Genomic DNA, 21323 nt, shown 5'->3' with positions numbered 1-21323 from the left:
CATGCCCTATGAATTCAGGCTCCCCGACCTGGGGGAGGGGATTGCCGAAGTGGAACTGCGCCGGTGGCTGGTCAGGGAGGGGGACCGGGTCGCCGAACACCAGACCGTGCTGGAGGTGGAGAGCGACAAGGCGGTGGTGGAGGTCCCCACCCCCCGCGCCGGGATCGTTGCCCGGCTCCTGCGGCGCGAAGGCGAAACGGTGAAGGTCGGCGAGCCGCTGCTCGCCATCGCTGCCCAAGGGGAGGAGGTTAGCGGGAGGCCGAAGTCGGTGGGGATCGTCGGCGTACTTCCCGAAGAGGAAGAAGAACCGGCTCCTCCGCCAGTGGAGCAGCGCGAGGTGCGGGCCACGCCGATGGTGCGGAAGCTGGCCCGCGAGCGGGGAATCGACTTGACCACCATTCGTGGCAGCGGCCCCCATGGCAGCGTTACCCCGGAAGACCTGGAGCCGGTTGCCCAACCTGTCAGCGGGAGGGAAGAGCCGTCCGGTCCGGTGGAGCGGTTGCCGCTGCGCGGCGTGCGGCGGACCATTGCCCGGCATCTGGGCGCAGCGCAGCAGCTGACCGCCTTTGTCACCACCATGGACGAGGCCGATATGACCGACCTCTGGAAGATCAGGAACCGGGAGCAGCAGGAGGTGGAGGCGCACCACGGCACCCACCTGACCTTCCTCCCGTTCTTCATCAAGGCGGCCCAGCACGCCCTCCGGGAGCATCCCTACCTGAACGGATCGATTGACGACGCCGCACAGGAGATCGTCCTGAAGCGTCATTACCACTTCGGCATTGCGGTGGAGACCGAGGAAGGACTTATGGTGCCGGTGATCAGGGACGTGGACAAAAAGAGCATCCTGGACCTGGCGGAAGAGATCCAGCAGCTGGGAAAGAAGGCGCGGGAGCGGACCATCTCTCTGGACGAGCTGAAGGGGAGCACGTTCACCATCACCAACTACGGCCATTTTGGCGGCACCTATGCCACCCCGATCATCAACTGGCCGGACGTGGCGATCCTCGGCTGCGGCCGGATCGCAGAAAAGCCCTGGGTCCATCGGGGTGCCATCGCCATCCGCCGGATCGTTTCCCTTTCGCTCACCTTCGACCACCGGGTCACCGACGGTGCCGATGCGGCCCTGTTCCTCGGCAAAGTGGTCCGCTATCTGGAGGACCCGGCCCTGCTGTTCCTGGAGGGGACGTAGCGCCCCTCCCTGCCCCTCCCCCGGAGGGGCAGGGGACGAGTATTTCTCCACCCAGCGGGGGGAGGTCAGGAGGGGAGAATCCAGGTCAGTAATCCCTATACCCCATTGCCTTCAGCACCCGTTCCCTGGCAATCGCCTCCGCGGCGACGCGGGCGTCCGCAAGCTCGATGCCGGCGAGCGGTGCTGCCACTTCCGCGCATTCGGCCAAGCCGAACCCGGTTGCTCCCAGTGTGTCCAGCGGCAGGCCGCCGATGGAGTTCTTGAGGGTCATGGTCCGCGCCAGGCGCCAGACCTCGGTTACGTCCACGGTGGGCGAAACCCGCACCCCGCCGATGGCCGGGCCTAGGGCGGTATTGTCGATCACCACCACGGCCCTCAGTTGTTCCTTGGCCGAGTAAAGCCTGATGACCTTGGTCGGGCCGATGTTGTCATAGCTGATCTCGTCCATCTCCTACCTCCCCTCACCAGGCAATCGTCTGCCACCATGCTGAAAGTGTACTATCTTTTTGCGCGCTCTGAAGTGCCAAAGTTTCTGCTCAAGTTAGTCAGGGGGGTGTCGATTGAAATTCATACGGGAGCTGTTATCCCGGTAAACAGCCAAAGAGAACACCTTTGGCAACGGTTTCAGGACGGACCTCAGCCGGCAGCGAGGATCGACGGAACATCAAGGCATGAGGTTCAGAAAGGAGGCGAGGGTCGAAGCAGCTCGAGACAATCCATGCTGTAACACCTGATGGCAGGCAACCCCTGCCGGAAAATTCCGCCTGAGGCGGGATCGCCTACGAAAAAAGAAAAGGCTGTGCGGCAATGACCGTACAGCCTTTTCTCGTTGTTTGAAAATAAGCAAACATGAACTGCAATTCAACACGGATGGACGCGGATTAGCAAGGATCTGGGCTGAGACGGAGTATCCGTTGTTATCCGCGTCAATCCGCTTACATCAGCGTTGATCCGCGTTGAATGCCTTGGTTTTTCTTGTTTGGTTTCGGCCTCGGTTACAGGTCGAGATCCCGGTGCCCATGGCAGAGTTCGTCCCTGATCCGGGCGATATCCGCGCTTTCCAGGTATTCGTCGAACGGCATTACCCGGTCGATGATCCCGCCGGGGGTGAACTCCACGATCCGGTTGGCCACGGTGGAGACGAATTCATGGTCGTGGGAGGCGAACAGGATCACCTCGCTGAAGGAGATCAGGCCGTTGTTCAGGGCCGTGATGGATTCCAGGTCCAGGTGGTTGGTCGGTTCGTCAAGGATCAGGGCGTTGGCGCCCGCCAGCATCATCCGCGACAGCATGCAGCGGACCCGCTCCCCGCCGGAGAGGACGCTGGTCTTCTTGGTCGCCTCATCACCGGAAAAAAGCATCCGACCGAGGAAGCCACGGGCGAACGTCTCCCCCTCGGTTGGGGGCGAATACTGGCCGAGCCATTCGATCAGGTTCAGGTCGTTTTCAAAGTAGGTCCGGTTTTCCTTGGGGAAATAGGCGGATGTGATGGTCACCCCCCAGCGGAAGGAGCCGGCGTCCGGCTCCAGTTCACCGGCCAGGATCTGGAACAGGGTGGTCTTGGCCAGGCCGTTGCCGCCGACAAGGGCGATTTTGTCCCCCTTGTTGACCGTGAGGGTCAGGTCGTTCAGTACCTGTTCGCCATCGATTGCCTTGGAGAGCCCCTGGATCTCCAGGATGATGTCGCCGCAGGCCCGTTCCGGCTTGAATACCACGTAGGGGTACTTGCGGGACGAGACCGGCATCTCCTCAATGGTCAGTTTTTCCAGGAGCCGTTTCCGCGAGGTGGCCTGCTTGGCCTTGGAGGCGTTGGAGGAGAAACGCTGAATGAATTCCTTCAGTTCGTTGGCCTTGTCGGTGACCTTCCGGTTTTCGTCCTGCTTCTGCTTCAGGGTGAGCTGGCTCGCCTGGTACCAGAAGTCGTAGTTCCCCACGTAGACTTTGATCATCCCGAAATCGATGTCGGCCACATGGGTACAGACCTGGTTCAGGAAGTGCCGGTCGTGGGAAACGACGATGACGGTGTTCGGGAACCGGTAGAGAAAGTCCTCCAGCCAGGAGATTGATTTCAGATCCAGGTGGTTGGTCGGTTCGTCCAGGAGCAGGATGTCCGGGCTGCCGAACAAGGCCTGGGCCAGCAGCACCCGGACCTTGTCTCCACCCTCCAGTTCCTTCATCTTCAGGGTGCGCAGTTCCTCGGGGATGCCGAGGCCGTTCAGGAGCACCGCTGCCTCGGACTCGGCCTCGTAGCCGTTCATCTCGGCAAACTCGGCCTCCAGTTCGGCCGAGCGGACGCCATCTTCCTCGTTGAAATCGCTCTTGGCGTAGAGCGCCTCCCGCTCGGCCATCACCTCGTACAGTCGGGCATGCCCCATGATCACCGTGTTGAAGACCGTCTGCTCGTCATAGGCGAACTGGTCCTGCTTGAGCACCGCGATCCGTTCCCGCGGGCCGACCGAGATGGTTCCCTTGTCCGGTTCCACCTCGCCGGCAAGGATCTTGAGGAAGGTGGATTTGCCGGCGCCGTTGGCGCCGATCAGCCCATAGCAGTTACCCGGCGTGAACTTGATGTTGACGTCCTTGAAGAGGACCCTCTTGCCGTAGGAGAGGGTTATGTCGTTTGCGCTGATCATCGTTGAACCATTCCTTTTTGCCGAAAAATAAAAAACCACAGGTTTTCCCTGTGGTTCACAGTCGCTTACCTGTATAGCACCATTCTCATGGCAGCGGCAATTGTTTTTACGTGGGCCACAACCGCTGACCGCCTGACGTATGCTTTTTTATACACCCCTTCATGCGGGAAATAGCTCTTAGAATCAGCGGAGATAGCTCCGGTGGTCGGGCTGAGGAGACGTGTCGGTCAATGAAACCGTATGGTTTTGCCATACACCGGGCCTGCATTCCACGAGAGGAGTATGATGGACTACGTTACGGCACGCCGTGAAATTAGTACGCAAAACCAGTGTGTTGCGATTTTGTAATTAATAAAAAATAATAACGGCACACCTGATGCTAAGAGGTAAGACAATAGCATTAAATCCATGAAAGAAAAGGAGGATGCCATGAAACCGTCAACCGCACTCTTCGGAACAATCGCAGGGCTGGTACCGGCCGCCACCGCATTCGCAGCGACCGGGGTACGTGAAGACAACAGTGGCATCTTCGTTTGGGTATTCCTCGGGTTCTGCGCCCTGATCGTAATCGGCCAGTTGCTGCCGGCAGTGATGATGATACTGGGCTTTGCCAAAGGGCTGAAAAAGGAGACCAAAGTCAGCGCCAATGCCGATGTATAGCTGGGAGAAGATGTGACGTAAATTGTACTGGCAGGGAACTAAAAGGGCCGCTCACGCGGCCCTTTTAGATTTTGGGGGCGTACACTGGCTTACCTGAAAACAAGATGATAAACTTTAAACCATATCCAGTTAAGGATTCGCATGTCGTTATGCATCACATCCAGCAGAAGGAGGTTTGAATGTTCACCTTGAAAGACCCGTCACTGTTACGTATGCAATGCTCCATCAACGGCCAATGGCTCGATGCCGACAATGGCGAACGCATTGCCGTCACCAACCCGGCTACCGGCGATACCATCGGCACTATCCCGAAGATGGGCGCAGCCGAGACCCGCAGGGCCATAGAGGCGGCCAATGCGGCCTATCCCGCCTGGCGAAGCAGGACCGCGGCGGAGCGCTCGGCCATCATCCGCAGGTGGTCCGAATTAATGCTGGAAAACCAGGAAGACCTGGCCGTGCTGATGACAGCAGAGCAGGGGAAACCGCTGGCCGAGTCCCGGGGTGAGATCGCCTATGCCGCGTCGTTCCTGGAGTGGTTCGCCGAGGAGGGGAAACGGGTCTACGGCGACACCATTCCTCCGCACCAAAAGGACAAGCGGATCGTGGTCATCAAGGAGCCGGTAGGTGTCTGTGCCGCCATAACCCCCTGGAACTTTCCGTCGGCGATGATCACGCGCAAGGCCGGGCCGGCCCTGGCTGTGGGGTGCACCATGGTGGTCAAGCCGGCCACCATGACTCCTTACTCGGCCTTGGCGCTGGCCGAACTGGCCAGCCGGGCCGGCGTGCCCCCAGGGGTGTTCAACGTGGTCACCGGTTCTTCCGGCCCGATTGGCGGGGAGATGACCGCCAACCCCATTGTCCGCAAGCTCACCTTCACCGGCTCGACGGAGATCGGCAAGCTGCTCATGGAGCAGTGTGCCGGCACGGTGAAGAAGCTCGCCCTGGAACTGGGCGGGAATGCGCCGTTCATGGTTTTTGACGATGCCGATCTGGATGCCGCCGTGGAGGGGGCGATCGCCTCCAAATACCGCAATACCGGCCAGACCTGCGTCTGCACCAACCGGTTCCTGGTGCAGGAGGGGGTGTACGAGGCCTTTGCGGCCAGGCTGGTGGCTGCGGTCTCTGCCCTGAAGGTGGGGGACGGTCTCAAGGGAGATGCCCAGCAGGGACCTCTCATCGACATGAACGCGGTGGCAAAGGTGGAGGAGCATATCGCCGATGCCGTTGCCAAAGGGGCTCGGATACTATGCGGTGGCAAGCGGCACGAATTGGGGAAAACGTTTTTCCAGCCCACCGTGCTGGCCGACGTCACCAGCGACATGGCGGTCGCCCGCGAGGAGACCTTCGGACCTGTGGCGCCGCTCTTCCGGTTCCGCACCGAAGAAGAGGCAATCCGGGTGGCCAACGACACCGAATTTGGTCTTGCCGCCTATTTCTATACCCGCGACATCGGTAGGGTCTGGCGCGTTGCCGAAGGGGTCGAGTACGGTATCGTCGGCATCAACACCGGCATTATTTCCACCGCGGTTGCCCCGTTCGGCGGCATGAAGGAATCTGGTTTCGGCAGGGAGGGGTCCAAGTACGGCGTCGATGATTTCCTGGAGATCAAGTATCTCTGCATGGGGGGGATCTGACGTCTCGCAGTGACGGTCCGGCAGAGGCCGGGCCCAAAAAAGCACAGGGAGGTGTGCCATGGTCGAACTGGTCAGGAATTTCATCGCCGGAACTTGGTGCGAAGCCTCGGACGGGCAGCAATTCGCCAGCCGCAATCCGGCCGATACCCGCGACACGGTCGCCGGGGCGCCCCTGTCCGGGAAGAGGGACGTGGACCGGTCCGTGGCCGCAGCCAGGGCGGCCCTGCCGGGATGGCGCCTCCTGCCGGCCCCACGGCGGGGGGAGATCCTCTTTCGCGCCGGCGCGCTCCTCAGCCGGGACAAGCAGCGGCTCGGCGAACTGGTCACCCGGGAGATGGGCAAGGTGCTCAGCGAGGGGCTCGGCGACGTGCAGGAGGCGATCGACATCGCCTTCTACATGGCAGGCGAAGGGCGCCGGCTCCAGGGAGAGACCGTTCCCTCAGAACTCCCGGACAAGGAGTGCCGGAGTGTGCGCGAGCCGCTCGGGGTGGTGGCGCTGGTTACCCCCTGGAACTTTCCCATTGCCATCCCTGCATGGAAGCTCTTTGCCTCCCTCATCTGCGGCAACAGTGTTGTCCTGAAACCGTCGTCCGAGACGCCGGCCTGTGCCGCGGCCCTGGTCGGCATCCTGGAAGAAGCGGGTATGCCTGCCGGCGTGGTCAACCTGGTCTGCGGGCCGGGCGAGGCGGTGGGGGAATATCTCGCCACCCATCCGGATGTGGATGCCTGCTCCTTCACCGGTTCCTGTGCTGCCGGTGAGCACCTGGAGCGGCAGCTCGCCCCATTGCACCGGCCGCTGGCCCTGGAGATGGGAGGGAAGAACGCCATCATCGTCATGGGCGACGCCAACCTGGAACTGGCCATAGAAGGGGCTCTCTGGGGGGGATTCGGCACCAGCGGCCAGCGCTGCACCGCTGCCAGCCGCCTGATCGTCCACGAGAAGATGTACGACAGCTTTATCACGATGCTCGGTGAGCGGGCTGCCGGAATGCGTCTCGGTGACGGGCTCAGGCCAGGGACCGATGTGGGGCCGTTGATCAACGCGGCCCAGGGTGAGAAGGTGCTCTCGTACATCCGGATCGGCATCGAGGAGGGTGCGCGGCTGGTGACCGGTGGTCGCCGGGTCGACGCCGGCGACCTGGCCAATGGATTCTTCGTGGAGCCGACAATCTTTGCCGATGTCACACCGTCCATGCGGATCGCCCGGGAGGAGATCTTCGGACCGGTGGTGAGCGTGCTGTCGTGCAGCTCCCTCGACGAGGCGATCGATATTGCCAACAGTGTCCCGTTCGGGCTCTCCACCGCCATCTACAGCCGGGACGTGAACGTGACCGCCAGGGCCGAGCGGGATATCTTAAGCGGCATCGTCTATATCAACGCCTCCACCATTGGCGCTGAAGTCCAGCTCCCCTTCGGTGGCTGGCGTCACTCCGGTTCCGGGCACCCCGAGGCAGGCGGGCGGGGCGGCGCCATCGACTTCTTCAGCCGGGTCAAGGTGATCTACCGGGATTACAGCGGCAGACTGCAGAAGGCCCAGATCGACAAATAAGGATTATTGCACTCAATTATTGCACTCGGTTGCCAAAGAGAGGCTGCATCCATTTTCGATGCAGCCTTTCTTTGTGCCGGAAAGGTATCGGTGTGTATACAGCCCGGAAGGAAATTTGTGCTAAACCACTCCTGTTTTGTGCCGAAGAAATATTAAGTCTTTTTCAACTTCCAGGAGGTTTCCCTATGTTCAGTCGTGTCACCATCGGAACCAAAATCATCGGAATCGTGGGGGCAATCCTCGGTTTGCTGATTCTAATCGGTCTCGTGTCCCTGGCAAAGCTCTCGAACGTGGCAGCAGTTGCCGATGAAATAGGCCGTAAAGAGATGCCTGGGGTGACGATTCTGGCGAAGATCGGGAACAACGTCGATACCTACCGGAGATCAGAGCTGCAGTTCTACCTGAAAAATACGGAAGAGGATTTCAAGCGTTACCATGATCGCATGGGGAAGATGCAGGAGGAGATCAAGTCATCACTGGAGGCATACAAGAAGCTGCCGTTGGCTGACGAGGAGAAAAGGCATCTGGCGGCGTTCGACGCGGCATGGCCTCCTTACGTCACCAATACGGCGAACGTGGACGAGCTTGTCAAGGCGGGGCAGCTCGACGAAGCCCAGAAGTTGACGCGCGGAGAAGGCAAGAAGCTGTACGATGAGGCAAACAAGACCTTGGGCGTCCTTCAGGCCTTCAACCAGAAAGAGGCTGACGAAGGGCTTAAGAGGGTGGATGCCCTGACGGCAGCTGCCCAGATCTGGATTGTCGTCATCATCGTTTCCGGGTTGCTGTTCGGCCTTTTGCTGGCGCTCATGGCGGTGCGTTCCATCCGTGCCCCGCTGCAGCGTCTCGCCGCCGATGCGGAACAGATCGCCACCGGGGACCTTGGTGTTGAGGTACGCGTGGATTCCAACGATGAGGTCGGTCAACTGGCCCGGTCGTTCGAAAAGATGGTTAACAGCCTGCGGGAGCTGATCGGCAGGCTGGCTGATTCCTCGGCCGAGGTCTCGAAGTCCTCTGTCGACATGCAGTCCAACTCGGAGCAGATGGCAACCGGGGCCGAGGAGGTGGCTGCCCAGGCCGTAACCGTTGCCACTGCCAGCGAAGAGATGTCGGCAACGTCGGGAGACATTGCGCAGAACTGCATGCTGGCCGCGGAGAGCGCCAAACGCGCCAACGATGCGGCCGACCATGGGGCAACCGTGGTGGAAAAATCCATTGCCGTAATGAAAAGAATCGCCGACCGCGTCAAGTCGTCGGCATCCACGGTAACGGAGCTCGGTCAGAAGAGCGACCAGATCGGCGCTATTGTCGATACCATTCAGGATATCGCCGACCAGACCAATCTTCTTGCCCTGAACGCCGCGATTGAGGCGGCCCGGGCCGGGGAGCAGGGCCGCGGTTTTGCCGTCGTTGCCGACGAAGTGCGGGCCCTGGCGGAACGAACGACAAAGGCCACCAAAGAGATCAGCGAAATGATCAAGGTCATCCAGCGGAACACCCAGACCGCCGTGTCGGCCATGGAGGAAGGGGTGGCCGAAGTGCACAACGGGACCGATGAGGCTGAACGGTCCGGCGAAGCGCTCAGAAGGATTCAGGACGAGATCAACGCGGTCAACTTGCAGGTTCAGCAGATCGCAACTGCAGCCGAGGAGCAGACAGCGACCACCAGTGAAATTACCGGCAACATGCACCAGATAACCGAGGTCGTCTCCGGTTCGGTGGACAGGGCCCGCGACACCTATAATGCGGCGCAGCATCTTTCAAGGCTATCTGAAGAACTCCAGCGGGTGGTCGGCCAATTCAAGCTTGCAGAGTCGGGGAACCTGATAACCTGGAGCAGCAGTTACAGCGTGCATGTGAGCCAGATGGACGAAGAGCACCAGCGGTTGGTCAGTATTATCAACAAGCTGTACGGGGCGATGCGGGAAGGGCGTGGCAAGGAGGCAGTCGGATCGATTCTGGGAGAGTTGATCGATTATACGAAGAACCATTTCGCCCATGAAGAGCGGTTGATGCAGGAGACGGGATTTGCCGGCTTAGAGGAGCAGAAACGGGCACATGAAAACCTGATCAGCCGGGTATCGGAGATCCAGAAGAAGTTCAAGGCCGGTGAGGCATTGAGCCAGGAAGTAATGAGTTTTCTCAAAGATTGGCTTTCCAACCACATTCAGGGGCAGGACAAGCAGTATGGACCCCATCTGAACAGCAAAGGGATCAAGTAGCGACAGAGGAGAGTGGAGGGGTTTTCATGGCCGCATCCATTGCTGGATGCGGCCTTTTGCGTTATGGATTCAGCTCGGCACTACCCGGTTGCGGCCGGTGCGTTTTGCTTCATAGAGCGCCTTGTCCGCCCGTTTGACAAGCTCTTCGAGAGATTCGTCGTGCAGAGAAAGTTCCGCTACCCCGAAACTGGCAGAAATGTTGGCGCTGACCGGTAGCTCCTGTTGGAAATACGGCCGTACGTGAATCTGGGAACGAATCCTTTCCGCCATCTCCATGGCGGCTTTCAGATCCGTCTCCGGAAGCAGCAGGGCAAACTCGTCGCCACCGTACCGTGCCACAATGTCGGTGTCACGAACAGTTGACTTTATCGTTTCGGCAAATGCTTTCAGAAGGTTATCTCCGCCGGTATGTCCATGTGTGTCGTTAAAGGCCTTGAGGTTGTCGATGTCGGCAATAATCAGGCTGAGCGGGTGATTGTAACGGTTTGACCGATGAATCTCTTCCGCGATCTTTTTATAGAAGTAGCGGTGGTTGTGCAGGCCGGTCAGGCCGTCGGTTATGGCAAGCGTTTCCAGCTTTCTGTTCAACGTTTCAAGCTCATGGGTGCGTGTTGAGGTGCTGGAATAGAAGGTGTCCAGTTGTGCTGCCATGTCGTTTATTGCCTCAGTGAGCAGTCCGAATTCATCCTCCGACTCATGTGCAATTCTATGTCCTTTGAGGTTGCCATTGGCAAAAATCTTCGTTGCACTTGCAAGATTCTTGATTGGTTTGATAATCCAGCGCTCAGAGATGAGGCTGATTACGATGAAGATCAATGCTGAAATCACCGATAAAACGGTAATAAAATATATTTTTTGCTCTGATAGGATGCTTGCCTGCTTCGATGTGTTCATCAAGGTGGTTATAACGCCGACATGTTTTTTCTGGATATCGTATAAAGGAAATCCTCCACATACCATCTCACGGCTATTGTCTTTGAAGTCAGGAGAAATGGCCGGACCGTATTCGAAGTGTTTGATGTTTTTTTCTGTTACGCAACCGCTTCTGATAAATTTATCATCCTGTCTACTTATCCATACGTGAAGTGGCATCAAATCCCAGTTGTTATCAATTCCTCTGGTTTTGTTGGATAACAGCCATTCATCTTTGTTGAGCTGATCCTTTTCTGCTATGAGGGCGTATTCTTCGTGTGTGGTTCTCTTCAAAAAATCAATAAAATGGTCAATTTCTTCTCCGAATTCAATATATCCTATCAGCTTGTTCTTATAGTAATACGGTGCTACAACGCGGATAGCAAATGATGTCTTGCCAAGTTCAATACCACTGGACATTTTGCCGGTTACAACAGCTGTTTTGAACGTTTCTCTGGTTATGTGATCACCATAAAGATTTTTATTGTGTATTCTTATGAAATTGGTGCCATCAGGCAGGTGAAAGTAAAAGTGAGTTATATTATATGCTTGGTTGAGCATTGTATAAAGTGGCAGGCATTTATTATACAGGCCTTCACGATCCCTGTTGACAAATAATGGCTTAAAGCCATCATCGGTTATGAACATATTGGTAATAGCCGAGAGTTTCTCCGTGTCAAAGCTTATGTGCTCGTTTATGAGACGCTCAGATTCATGGATATTGCCTATGGTAATAGTTTCAAGGTTTCTGTAGTAATACTTGTCGATCATCGCATAGATTATAAGGATGATAATGAGCAACCCTGCTCCGATGGTATATAAAAGTTTCGGTCGTATTCCGAACAGCATCCGGTATGCCCTTTACCTCTGGAAATGATTATTGTTTAATTAGTTTAATTTGGGCTGATATCCATTGTTTACCGTATTTGGGGATAAAGTTAAAGAAGTTTTGTCAAACTCCGGAGGAGAGGGGTTCATCCGCGCTCTGCCGGTGACGCAGGAATTCGAGCCGGTCCGTTGGCGTCAATGCCGGTGCACCCCAGGCTGCCGGGAAGCGGTGGAGGATCTCATCCGGTTCGGTCCGGGGATATGGGCCGTCTGCCAGATAATGGAAGAATTTCATGGTCCTGAAGGCATCGAACCAGTCGTGGAAGGACTTCGCCAGCCGCTCCGGTGTCCGGTTCTGGATGATGAGCCGCTCCCAGGCCGAGCCAAACCCCTGGCTGTCGAGAAAGGTTGCCAGATGGGGCGAGATCGATGCCGCCCGTTGCGGCAGGGCCGGGTCGTGCTGCCGGCACCCATCCGCCGCTGCAGTCAGCCATTCCCTGAGCAGTTCGTAACACTCGGGACGATAAAAAAGGACTGCCTTCTCCTCACGGTCGAGCAGTGCGTTCATGGCCCGGCCGGTGCCGAAGGGGACGCGCTCTGAACGGCGCGGTGAGGGATGCACCGTTGTTCCCGCCACACGGGCCACCCCGGCGGTCTTGGCCAATCCCTGGAGAAAATAGAAGTCCTCGCCGGCCCGACGCCGGTTCATGCCGCCGGTGCGGAGATAGGCCGAGGCGCGGCAGGCCATGGCGCTTCCCACGGTGTGGAAGGCGTAGGGTGAGCCGGCATGGGCAAGGCCGGCCACGTAGCAGCGCAGAAAGAGTTCGTACCGCTCGATGGCCCGCACCTCCAACTCGTCCCCGCCGTGGCGGTGGGCAAACGGGATCACCGCCCCGCCGGCTTTGGCGGCAGTGAAATGGGCTTGGATGGCGCCGGCATAGCCGGGTTCCACCAGGGTGTCGGCGTCCAGGGAGACGAGCAGCGGGTCACAGGTGGCGAAGTCCAGATGGGGGAGCAGGAGGTCGTGTCCGATCTTCCTGGCCAGCCCGACGCCGCCATCCTTGAGCGGCAGCTCAAAGCCGGGTGAGGCGGCATCGACGATCCCCAGGGGGAAGGGAAGGCGTGGCGCCGCTGCGGCGAGCAGGTCGAGTGAGCGCGCATTGTCCGCCTTCTCCCTGGCACTGGCGTCGGTTCGGTTGTTCACCACCACTACCGCCACCATGCCTGATGGGGGAAGGGTGTCGTCGGAGACGAGCGCATTGAGGAGCAGCGGCAGGTTGTCGGCCTCGGCGAGCGCCGGGATCACGATGCCCCCCGTGAACGGGGCGCTACGGCTCAGTTCCAGCTGCCAGGGGGGGCCGACCGCCCGGCGGGCCAGGTAGTCGCCCAGACGGTTATCCTTCACGACGCGCCTTTTCGGCCAGGAGCGCGGACAGGGGATCATCGCCGCCGTCGAGCCGGATGATCTCCACCCCATGCCGTTCCATGCGGCGGAACCAGTTCTCCTGTTTCTTGGCGAACGCGTGGATCGCCCCGTTCAGCTTCTGAAACATGTCGTTCCGGTTCAACTCCCCGCGCAGAAACCGGGTCACGAAGCGGTATTCGAGCCCGTACCAGTCCAGCCGCTCTGCCGGCACCCCGGCGGCCAGCAGTTGCTCCACCTCCTCGATCATCCCGCCGCTCAGGCGCGCCCTCAATCGTTCGGTGATCCGCCGGCGCAGCTGTTCACGCTCGAACCTGATGCCGAAGACCAGGGGGGAGAGCTCCGGCAGTGCCGGTACTTCGGCCTCGACAGCCGTCCGCTCGAAGGTGGCGATTTCAATGGCGCGTACCAGCCGGTCACGGTCGATGAGGTCGGTGGAGTTGTGGAGTTTGGGGTTGAGGCCGAGCAGCCGTTCCCGGAGCGTCTCCAGCGGCAGGTCGGCCAGCTTCCGGCGCAGGGTCGGGTCCTCCGGCACCTCGACCATCCGGTATCCCCGCAGCACCGCATCCAGATAGAGTCCGGTCCCCCCCACCAGGACCGGCAGCCGTCCCCGGCCGGTTATATCGTTAAAGGCGCTGACAAAGAGGCGTTGAAAGGCGAAGACGCTGAACTCCTCCCCTGGATCGAGGATGTCGATCAGGTGGTACGGGACGTCGCCGTACTCATCCAGGTCCTTGCCGGTGCCGATATCCATCCCCCGGAACACCTGCCGCGAGTCGGCCGAGATGATCTCTCCGTTCAGCTCTCCGGCCGCGGCCACGCCGAGCCGGGTCTTTCCGGAGGCGGTGGGGCCGAGGATGACGAGGAGGTTGCAGCCGGTCCTGTCGGGCCGGGAAGGAAGCTTGGGCATGAACCGTTCTCCATGGTCACCGGGTGCGGGGCGTCATCCCCCCAGGTAGGCGTGCAGTACCCGTTCATCCTGGAGCAGTTCCCGTGACTCCCCGTGGAAGGTTATCTGCCCGGCCTCCAGGACATAGGTGCGGTGGGAATGCTGCATGGCGAGTTTGGCGTTTTGCTCCACCAGGAGGATGGTCATCCCTTCGGCGTTCAGGTTGCGGATGATGGAGAATATTTCCAGGACGATCAACGGCGCCAGCCCCAGACTCGGTTCGTCCAACAAGAGCAGCCGGGGACGGCTCATCAGTGCCCGGGCGATTGCCAGCATCTGCTGCTCGCCGCCCGAGAGCGTTCCGGCCAGCTGGTTCCTGCGCTCCCCCAGGCGGGGGAACAGGCCGTACATCCGCTCCATGTCAGCCGCGATTGCAGCGCGATCGTTCCGCACGTAGGCGCCCAGTTCAAGGTTGTCCTGCACGCTCTGCCAGGCCAGCACCTGCCGCCCTTCGGGGACCTGGGCGATTCCCAGGCGAACGACCGCATCGGGCGCCAGACCGGTGATCTCCCTGTTGTCGAACCGGATGCTCCCCTCCTGCGTTTTGATGAGCCGCGAGATGGCCCGCAGGGTACTGCTTTTGCCGGCGCCGTTGGCCCCGATCAGGGTAACGACCTCTCCGTCGCCGACCTCCAGGTGCAGGTTGCGCACTGCCCGGATGGCGGCGTAGTTGACGGTCAGGTGTGCCAGTTCCAAAAGCGCCATCTATTCAGCCCCCAGATAGGCTTCGATCACGGCCGGGTCTTTCTGTACCGCGGCCGGCGGGCCGATGGCGATCAGTTCGCCGAAATTGAGCACCGCGATCCGGTCGCAAAGGTCCATGACCAGCGGCACGTGGTGTTCGATCAGCAGCACGGTCAGGGAGAAAAGGTCGCGGATCTCGCGGATGAACCCGGTCAGGCTGTGCTTTTCGGCCGCATTCATGCCGGCGGCCGGTTCATCCAGAAGCAGTACCGTTGGGTCGAGCGCCAGGGCCCGGCCGATTTCCAGACGGCGCTGATCGCCATAGGAAAGGTTGGCGGCCGGTTCTCCCGCCCGTTCGGCCAGGCCGACCAGCCTCAGCAGCTCCCACCCCTTTTCTTCCACCCTGAGCTCCTCCCGGCGGCTGGCCGGACTGCCGAAAATGCCTCCCATCAGGCCGGTCGTGGTGCGTGCATGCTGCGCGATCTTGACGTTTTCCAGGACACTCAGCCCCTTGAACAGCCGGATATTCTGGAAGGTGCGGCCGATCCCCGCAGCCGCGATCCGGTGCGGCGGCAGACCGGTCAGCACACTGCCCTGGTAGCTGAGTCTGCCGGCACTGACCGGGGTGAGCCCGGTCATCAGGTTGAACAGGGTGGTCTTGCCGGCACCGTTGGGACCGATCAGGCCGAATATTTCCCCTGCGCTGACCGTGAAGGAGACATTGTCGACCGCCAGCAGCCCGCCGAAGTTGCGGCTCAGACCGTGCGCCTCGAGTATGGCGCTCATGGGCTGCCTCCGAGCGACCGATACCCCCGCAGCGTGAACAGCTTCAGCCGCGCCAGGGCCCCGACGATCCCGCGGGGGAGGTAGATGCTGGCGAATACCAGCACGAGGCCGTTGATGATCAGGCGTGCGTCCTTGAGGGGGCGCAGCAGTTCGGGGAGTGCCGTCAGGAGCATCCCTCCCAGGAGCGGCCCCCACATGGAGCGGCTGCCGCCGACCAGGACATAGGCCAGATAGGCGATGGAGGCGTCGAAGGTCCCCTGGCGGGCGTTCCAGGTGTTGAGAAAGGGTGCGCTCATGGCCCCGACAATCCCTGCCAGCACGGCACCGATCACAAAGGCCAGCACCTTGTAGCGGGTGGGATTGATCCCCATGGCGTCGGCGGCCAGTTCGTCCTCGCGTAGCGCCTTGAATGCCCGCCCGACCCGGGAACGCTCCAGGCGGTAGCTGAACAGGAGCACCAGGACCAGCAGGGGGCCGAAGGTCCAGATGTAGTTCCAGCGGCTTTCAAAGAGTTGCGGAATGTCGAAGATGCCGATGGCGCAGCCGGTGATCTGCAGGTTCAGGCAGAGCACGCGCACGATCTCCACAAAGGCGATGGTGGCCAGCGCCAGGTAGATTCCGCGCAGGCGGAGCGCCGGGATGCCGACCAGGACTGCCAGCACCCCGCTCACCACGCCGGCGATCAGCCACTCCAGCGGAAAGATGACCCATCCCAGGCTGTCGCGCCAGGGGGCAAAGTAGCCGACGGTCCCCATGATCGCGGCGATATAGCCACCAATGGCGTAAAAGCCGGGACTTGCCAGGCTGAGCTGCCCGGACATGAGAGGAAAGTAGAGACTCATGGCCAACAGCGCCTGTTGCACCATGGTTACGATCAGGAAGCCGCTATTTTGCAGGAAATCGTCCAAACGTCATACCTTCTGGATCTGGGAGCGGCCGAGAAGCCCTTGCGGTCGGATGAGCAGAACGAAGAACAGGAAGGCGAAGGCGACTGCCTCCTTGTAGGCGTTGAAGTCGGCCGGGACAAAGGCCTCGGCCAGGCCGATGACCATCCCTCCCAGCACCGCGCCGGGAATGCTCCCCAGCCCTCCGAGGACCATCACCGCCAGCCCCTTGAGGCCGTAGGTCACCCCGAAGTACGGGCCGGCAATACCGAAGCTGGTGCCGACCAGGCTTCCGGCCATCCCGCCGAGGAAGCCGGAGAGAAAAAAGGTGTAGAGGATGAACCGATCCACATTGATCCCGAGCAGGCTGGCGGTGGAGGGGTTTTCGGCCACGGCCCGCAACGCCTTGCCGAGCCTGGTGCGGTTGATCAGGTAGCCCAGGACCATCAGGACAGCCATGCTCACCGAAAAGAGGATCACCTGCACGGTGCGGATCGCCACCATCTTGTCTCCCATGGGGAGGAGGATGGCGGGTCTGATGTCGCCGTAGACATCGGAGGGGAAGGAGTAGATCTCCGAGCCGACGAGATACTGGATGAGATTGATGCCGACGAGGGCCACGCCGAGACTGCTCACCAGCGCCAGGAGCGGGTCGGCATCCCGTCTGCGCAGCGGTCTGAAGGCGAGACGCTCCACCAGCACGCCGGCCAGGCCGGAGATGATGGCACCGAGCAGCAGGGAGAGGGCAAAGGGGAGTTTGAACGGTAGCTGCAGCCCCGCCAGCAGGCCGCTGATACCGAACTGGCCAACCGACAGGCAGTAGGTCAGGTACGCCCCGAACGTGAATACCGCGCCGTGGGCGAAGTTGATGATCCCCAGGATGGAAAAGACCAGCGTGTAGCCGAGCGCGAAGATCGCGTACACGCTGCCGATGCTGATGCCGTTGAGCAGATTTTGCAGAACAGATACTGCGTCCATGAAATACCTGCGGGGAGGCCAAACCTCCCCGCACCCTTCTTTGTCTTATTTCACGATAACGAACTTTCCACTCTTGCCGCCTGCATCCATTCTGATCTGGGAGACGTAGAACGCCTTCTGATGGATCTCTCCTTCATGATCGAGGCTGATCTCCCCCAGCGGGGTAATGTACGAGCCGGTGCGGATGGCCTTGTTGAGCTCTGTCCGCACAGTCGCAATATCGAGCTGGGTGATCTTCTTCCTGGTAGCGGCTTCTACCTTGCGCAGCGCCTCTACGAATACCTGTACGGCGGTGAACGACTGGGCCGCGAACTGGGGCGGATCTTTCTTGAACTGTTTGCGGTACTCGTTGACAAAGGCGTTGTTCACGGGGTTCTTGACGTCAGGGCTGTAGGCCTGGGCGACCAGTATCCCGTCGCAGTCCTTGCCGCAGACCGGGAAAACGTTGGCGGTGTTGAAGCCGTTCCCGCCGATGATGAGCCCCTTGTAGCCCAACTGGCGCAGTTGCTTGGCCAGATTGCCGCCATCGGCGGCAAGACCGGAGATGATTACCAGTTCCACTTTGGCGCCCAGCACGGCGGTTGCCTGGGTGGTGAAGTCGGTGTCCGTGGTCATGAACTTCTGAACGGTGACGAGCTGCAGACCGTGGCTCTTGACCGCCTCCTGGAACGTGCCTGTCTCCGAGGTGCTGTAGGCGTCGTTCTGGGCGTAGAGGACGGCAACCCGTTTGATAGTGGGGTTCTGTCTGAGTGCCTGGTTGACGGCACTCGGGGCCACTTTGGCGACCGGTGCCGAGACCCGGCCGATGAACTCGCCGATCTGGGGAATCCCCTTGGCGGTGTTGGAAGGCCCGAGCACCGGCACCTTCATGCGGTTCGCGATCGGATCGGCACTGAAGGCCTGCTGGGAAAGGGTCGGTCCGACAATACCCACCACCTTGTCCCGGTTGATCAGGTTCTGGAAGGCATTGATCGTTCCGGCTTCATCCCCGCCCGTATCCTGCATGACCAGTCGAATTGGGGTGCCGTTTACCCCGGCGGCATTGAGCTGTTTCTCGGCGATCCTGGCCCCGCTCACCTGTTCCTGGCCGAACAGGGCGACGTTGCTGGTCTGCGCCACCCCGATGCCGATGGGGATGGGGGTGGCAACCGGTTCAGCAGAGGCGGCAGAGGTCCAAAGGGCAAACAACACGGCGAACGGCGCAATACGTTTCACGGTTTCCTCCTGAACATGAGATCGGTACCACTGTTGCCGTGGTAGCATGATACGCTGTTCTATGTCAAGAATCGCATGGATGCGCGACCCTTGACAGGTCTGCCTCGGCGCAATTCAAGGGATGTTTTTCCATTATGACAACGAGCGCTTGCCCCACCATGATTTTCCCTCCTTTCCGCAATGGGAGGCAATCAACTGCAACAAATTGTTACTGTAACAAAATGTTACAGCTGGTTAAAAGCGTATTGATAACAAGCTGTTAAAGTTGGTACTGTAACATAATGTTGCACCTTTCTGGAAAGCCACTGCCTGCTCCTGTGTTGTAACTTGCTTAAATTTATACGTTTTATGATTGGCACGGTTTTTGTTAATAAGGTGGTTTTGATGTCGTGTGCGGCAATGGCCTATATCTGCGGGGGAGATCATGCCTAAGCTGCACTGGTGGCCGGTTTCGGTGGTTTTCCATTGAAGGGGTTGCGCGGGTGAACCGGTCGGGGTGACTGGGAACCGGGGACGAGTCTCCGGAATTTGGAAAGATCTGGAGGAAACGATCATGGCTGATGTCATACTGCACGCCTTCAACTGGCGCTACACGGATATTGCGGACCGGGCGGCCGATATCGCCGCCAGGGGGTACGGCGGGGTGCTGGTCCCGCCGCCGCTCTACAGCGACGAGAACGGGCCTGCCTGGTGGCAGCGGTACCAGCCCAGGGACTACCGGGTCATCCGCTCCCATCTCGGCACCAAGCCGGAGCTGGAGCAGGCGATCAACGCCCTGCACGGACACGGGGTGCGGGTCCATGCCGATATCGTCTTCAACCACATGGCGAACGAGAAGGGGCAGCGGCCCGACCCGTACGCCTTTCCGGGGGAGGCAGCGCTGGCCCGCTACCGGAGCGAGAGGGCCGCGTTCGAGCGGGACCGGCTGTACGGCGATCTGGACTTTGGTCTGTTCAGCCACTGGGACTTCAATCCCGAAGGGGATATCCGGAACTGGAACGACCTGCACGAATCCAACGAGCACTGGCTGAACGGCCTTCCCGACCTCGATCTCAACCCCTGGGTGGTGGAGCAGCAGCGGCTCTGCCTGCGCGCCCTCAATAAGCTCGGGTTCGACGGCTACCGGATCGACGCCATCAAGCATCTGCCGGAGGAGCATCTCCGGTCGGTGTTCGGGACGGACGATATGGCGGGCAAGTACATCTTCGGCGAGGCGTTGACCAGCAACGACCGGGAGGAGGACATCTTCCTCTGGCCCCTGGTCAACCGGACCGGCATCTCCTTCTACGATTTTCCGCTCCACGAGACGCTCCGCCGGGCCTTTGCGCCGGGGGGGAGCATGCGCGAACTCGTCGATCCGGCTGCGTACGGTCAGGCCCTCCCCTGGCGGCGGGCCCTGACCTTCAGCGTCACTCACGACATCCCGAATAACGACGCCTTCCGCTGGCAGCTCCTGGACGGGCAGGACGAGTACCTGGCCAACGCCTACATCCTCGGTCGGGACGGCGGTGTTCCCCTGGTCTTTTCCGACCACGACGAGAGCCCCGGCGATCGGGGCCGCTGGTACGAGGCCTGGCAGCGGTACGACATCGTGCAGATGATCGGTTTCCACAACGCCGTGCACGGCAGCCGCCAGCGTTCGCTGTACGAGGCCGAGGGGTTCCTGGTCTTTGCCCGCGGCTATGGCGGCATGGTGGCCATCAACAAGACCGGCGAGTGGCAGCACCCGCGGATCAATACCGACGGCATGCGGCAGGGGCGGTACTGCTGCCAGATCCACCAGCACGACATGCGGGTGAGCGGCGAGCAGTTCGAGTTCGCCATTCCTCCCCGGCAGGCGCAGATGTGGCTGTGGCAGGAGGGGTGAGGCGGTAGGGGCGAAGATGTGCAGGTCGGAGCGATGGTTGCCTTGAGGCCACAAGACACCTTGTTTTGCTTCCTATCGCAGGGATGATTCTATGGAAAGACGGGGGCACTATGCAGTTGATAATCGTTGAGGACGATCATGATTTACTGAGCAGTTTGACACTCATATTAAGGTGTGAACAGGGAATCAATGTTGTAGGCGCCTATTCGACTGGCGAGGATGCATTGGAGTTTCTTGATTCACATGCCTCCAATACCATGCTTGTGGATCTTGGGCTTCCGGGAATGAGTGGGATCGAACTGATTGCAAAGGTAAAAAGCAAATATCCCGATATCGAGACAATGGTCTATTCCGGCTCTGCCGACAAAGGGAGTATCCTTACTGCCCTCAAGGCAGGGGCTACCGGTTATATTCTGAAGGGGAGCACCCCGCGGGAACTGGTGGAGTCTCTCCATGATCTCCACGCAGGTGGGGCACCAATGAGTCCAAAGGTAGCGAGAAAGGTGATCAGGGAATTCCATGCTCCTACCCTTGATGATTGCTCAATGTTGACTCGCCGGGAACGTGAGATACTGGCGTGTATCGAGAAAGGGGCGAGTTACAAGAACCTGAATCCGTGACGTGAATTGCTCAATCTGCTGGTTTGGGGGCCAGTGGGAGGGGCCTGGCGGATCGGCTCCTTGAATCCCAAGAAATCGGCTCCTCAAATTGGCCTGTAGTCCCTGTTTTTTGACAACTGAACCGTTTTGCTATGTCTTTCCCGGGGTCGCGGGCAAGCGATATCAGGGGGTTCCTGCCGGAAACCTATTCCTCCAAGGCTTGCCAGCTCCTCGTCGCTAGTACCTATTAACATTTAAAAGTTCGGATAAAGCCTCTTCAGCTTGATCCGGGCATCAGTTGTTGTAAATTG

Annotated in this window: 17 protein-coding genes; 7 read left to right on the top strand and 10 right to left on the bottom strand. The window is 59.8% G+C overall.

The genetic code is table 11. From position 1 onward, the window contains the following. The first annotated feature begins 1 nt into the window (after position 1). A complete protein-coding gene (locus tag JN12_RS13315) occupies positions 2–1192 on the top strand; it encodes a dihydrolipoamide acetyltransferase family protein (RefSeq protein ID WP_145023526.1) in 1191 nt (396 codons plus the stop codon). Between the two features lie 85 nt (positions 1193–1277). Here JN12_RS13315 and JN12_RS13310 read toward each other — a convergent pair whose 3' ends face one another. Next, the gene (locus JN12_RS13310) at positions 1278–1640 is read right to left on the bottom strand and encodes a Glu/Leu/Phe/Val dehydrogenase dimerization domain-containing protein (protein ID WP_145023524.1); all 363 of its coding nucleotides are present in this window, start codon (positions 1638–1640) and stop codon (positions 1278–1280) included. A 547-nt stretch (positions 1641–2187) separates the two neighbouring features. After that, positions 2188–3825, bottom strand: a complete 1638-nt coding sequence (locus JN12_RS13305; protein WP_145023522.1) for an ABC-F family ATP-binding cassette domain-containing protein — start codon at positions 3823–3825, stop codon at positions 2188–2190. 429 nt (positions 3826–4254) lie between these two features. On the opposite strand from JN12_RS13305, the gene JN12_RS13300 reads away from it, so the two are divergent. The 4 genes from JN12_RS13300 to JN12_RS13285 all read left to right on the top strand — a co-directional run bounded on the left by JN12_RS13300 (position 4255) and on the right by JN12_RS13285 (position 9887). Continuing rightward, positions 4255–4485 (top strand): hypothetical protein, encoded by a 231-nt coding sequence (locus tag JN12_RS13300; protein WP_145023520.1) that lies wholly within the window; start codon positions 4255–4257, stop codon positions 4483–4485. Positions 4486–4664: 179 nt separating this feature from the next. Beyond that, complete coding sequence (gene gabD / locus JN12_RS13295; RefSeq protein ID WP_145023518.1) at positions 4665–6119, top strand: NADP-dependent succinate-semialdehyde dehydrogenase; 1455 nt, start codon at positions 4665–4667, stop codon at positions 6117–6119. 58 nt (positions 6120–6177) lie between these two features. After that, positions 6178–7668: an aldehyde dehydrogenase family protein gene (locus JN12_RS13290; protein WP_145023516.1), complete on the top strand. Its 1491-nt coding sequence runs from the start codon at positions 6178–6180 to the stop codon at positions 7666–7668. A gap of 185 nt (positions 7669–7853) precedes the next feature. Next, positions 7854–9887: a bacteriohemerythrin gene (locus JN12_RS13285; protein WP_145023514.1), complete on the top strand. Its 2034-nt coding sequence runs from the start codon at positions 7854–7856 to the stop codon at positions 9885–9887. Positions 9888–9956: 69 nt separating this feature from the next. Here JN12_RS13285 and JN12_RS13280 read toward each other — a convergent pair whose 3' ends face one another. From JN12_RS13280 to JN12_RS13245, 8 genes are all read right to left on the bottom strand, one after another. Continuing rightward, on the bottom strand, positions 9957–11600 hold the full coding sequence (locus tag JN12_RS13280; RefSeq protein ID WP_170241924.1) for a sensor domain-containing diguanylate cyclase: 1644 nt from the start codon (positions 11598–11600) through the stop codon (positions 9957–9959). A gap of 151 nt (positions 11601–11751) precedes the next feature. Then, the gene (locus JN12_RS13275) at positions 11752–13032 is read right to left on the bottom strand and encodes a glycosyltransferase family protein (RefSeq protein ID WP_145023510.1); all 1281 of its coding nucleotides are present in this window, start codon (positions 13030–13032) and stop codon (positions 11752–11754) included. Beyond that, positions 13022–13960, bottom strand: coding sequence for a tRNA (adenosine(37)-N6)-dimethylallyltransferase MiaA (miaA, locus tag JN12_RS13270; RefSeq protein ID WP_145023508.1), 939 nt, complete (start codon positions 13958–13960; stop codon positions 13022–13024). Before miaA ends, JN12_RS13275 begins: the two co-directional genes overlap by 11 nt. 33 nt (positions 13961–13993) lie before the next feature. After that, positions 13994–14704, bottom strand: coding sequence for an ABC transporter ATP-binding protein (locus JN12_RS13265; protein ID WP_145023506.1), 711 nt, complete (start codon positions 14702–14704; stop codon positions 13994–13996). Beyond that, positions 14705–15469 carry an ABC transporter ATP-binding protein gene (locus tag JN12_RS13260; protein WP_145023504.1) on the bottom strand — a complete coding sequence of 255 codons (765 nt, stop codon included), beginning with the start codon at positions 15467–15469 and terminating at the stop codon, positions 14705–14707. Continuing rightward, positions 15466–16377, bottom strand: coding sequence for a branched-chain amino acid ABC transporter permease (locus JN12_RS13255; protein WP_145023502.1), 912 nt, complete (start codon positions 16375–16377; stop codon positions 15466–15468). Before JN12_RS13255 ends, JN12_RS13260 begins: the two co-directional genes overlap by 4 nt. Positions 16378–16380: 3 nt before the next feature. Further along, positions 16381–17331, bottom strand: a complete 951-nt coding sequence (locus JN12_RS13250) for a branched-chain amino acid ABC transporter permease (RefSeq protein WP_145023500.1) — start codon at positions 17329–17331, stop codon at positions 16381–16383. A gap of 45 nt (positions 17332–17376) precedes the next feature. Next, complete coding sequence (locus tag JN12_RS13245; RefSeq protein WP_211360544.1) at positions 17377–18546, bottom strand: ABC transporter substrate-binding protein; 1170 nt, start codon at positions 18544–18546, stop codon at positions 17377–17379. 553 nt (positions 18547–19099) lie between these two features. Here JN12_RS13245 and JN12_RS13240 point away from each other — a divergent pair. Both JN12_RS13240 and JN12_RS13235 read left to right on the top strand, forming a co-directional pair. Next, positions 19100–20413 (top strand): alpha-amylase family protein, encoded by a 1314-nt coding sequence (locus tag JN12_RS13240; protein ID WP_145023496.1) that lies wholly within the window; start codon positions 19100–19102, stop codon positions 20411–20413. Positions 20414–20523: 110 nt separating this feature from the next. Then, complete coding sequence (locus JN12_RS13235; protein WP_170241923.1) at positions 20524–21033, top strand: response regulator; 510 nt, start codon at positions 20524–20526, stop codon at positions 21031–21033. Positions 21034–21323 lie beyond the last annotated feature (290 nt).

The sequence above is a fragment of the Geobacter argillaceus genome, from assembly GCF_007830735.1.
GTDB classification, from domain to species: domain Bacteria; phylum Desulfobacterota; class Desulfuromonadia; order Geobacterales; family DSM-12255; genus Geomobilibacter; species Geomobilibacter argillaceus.
This window is presented reverse-complemented; position numbering and strand designations above follow the sequence as displayed.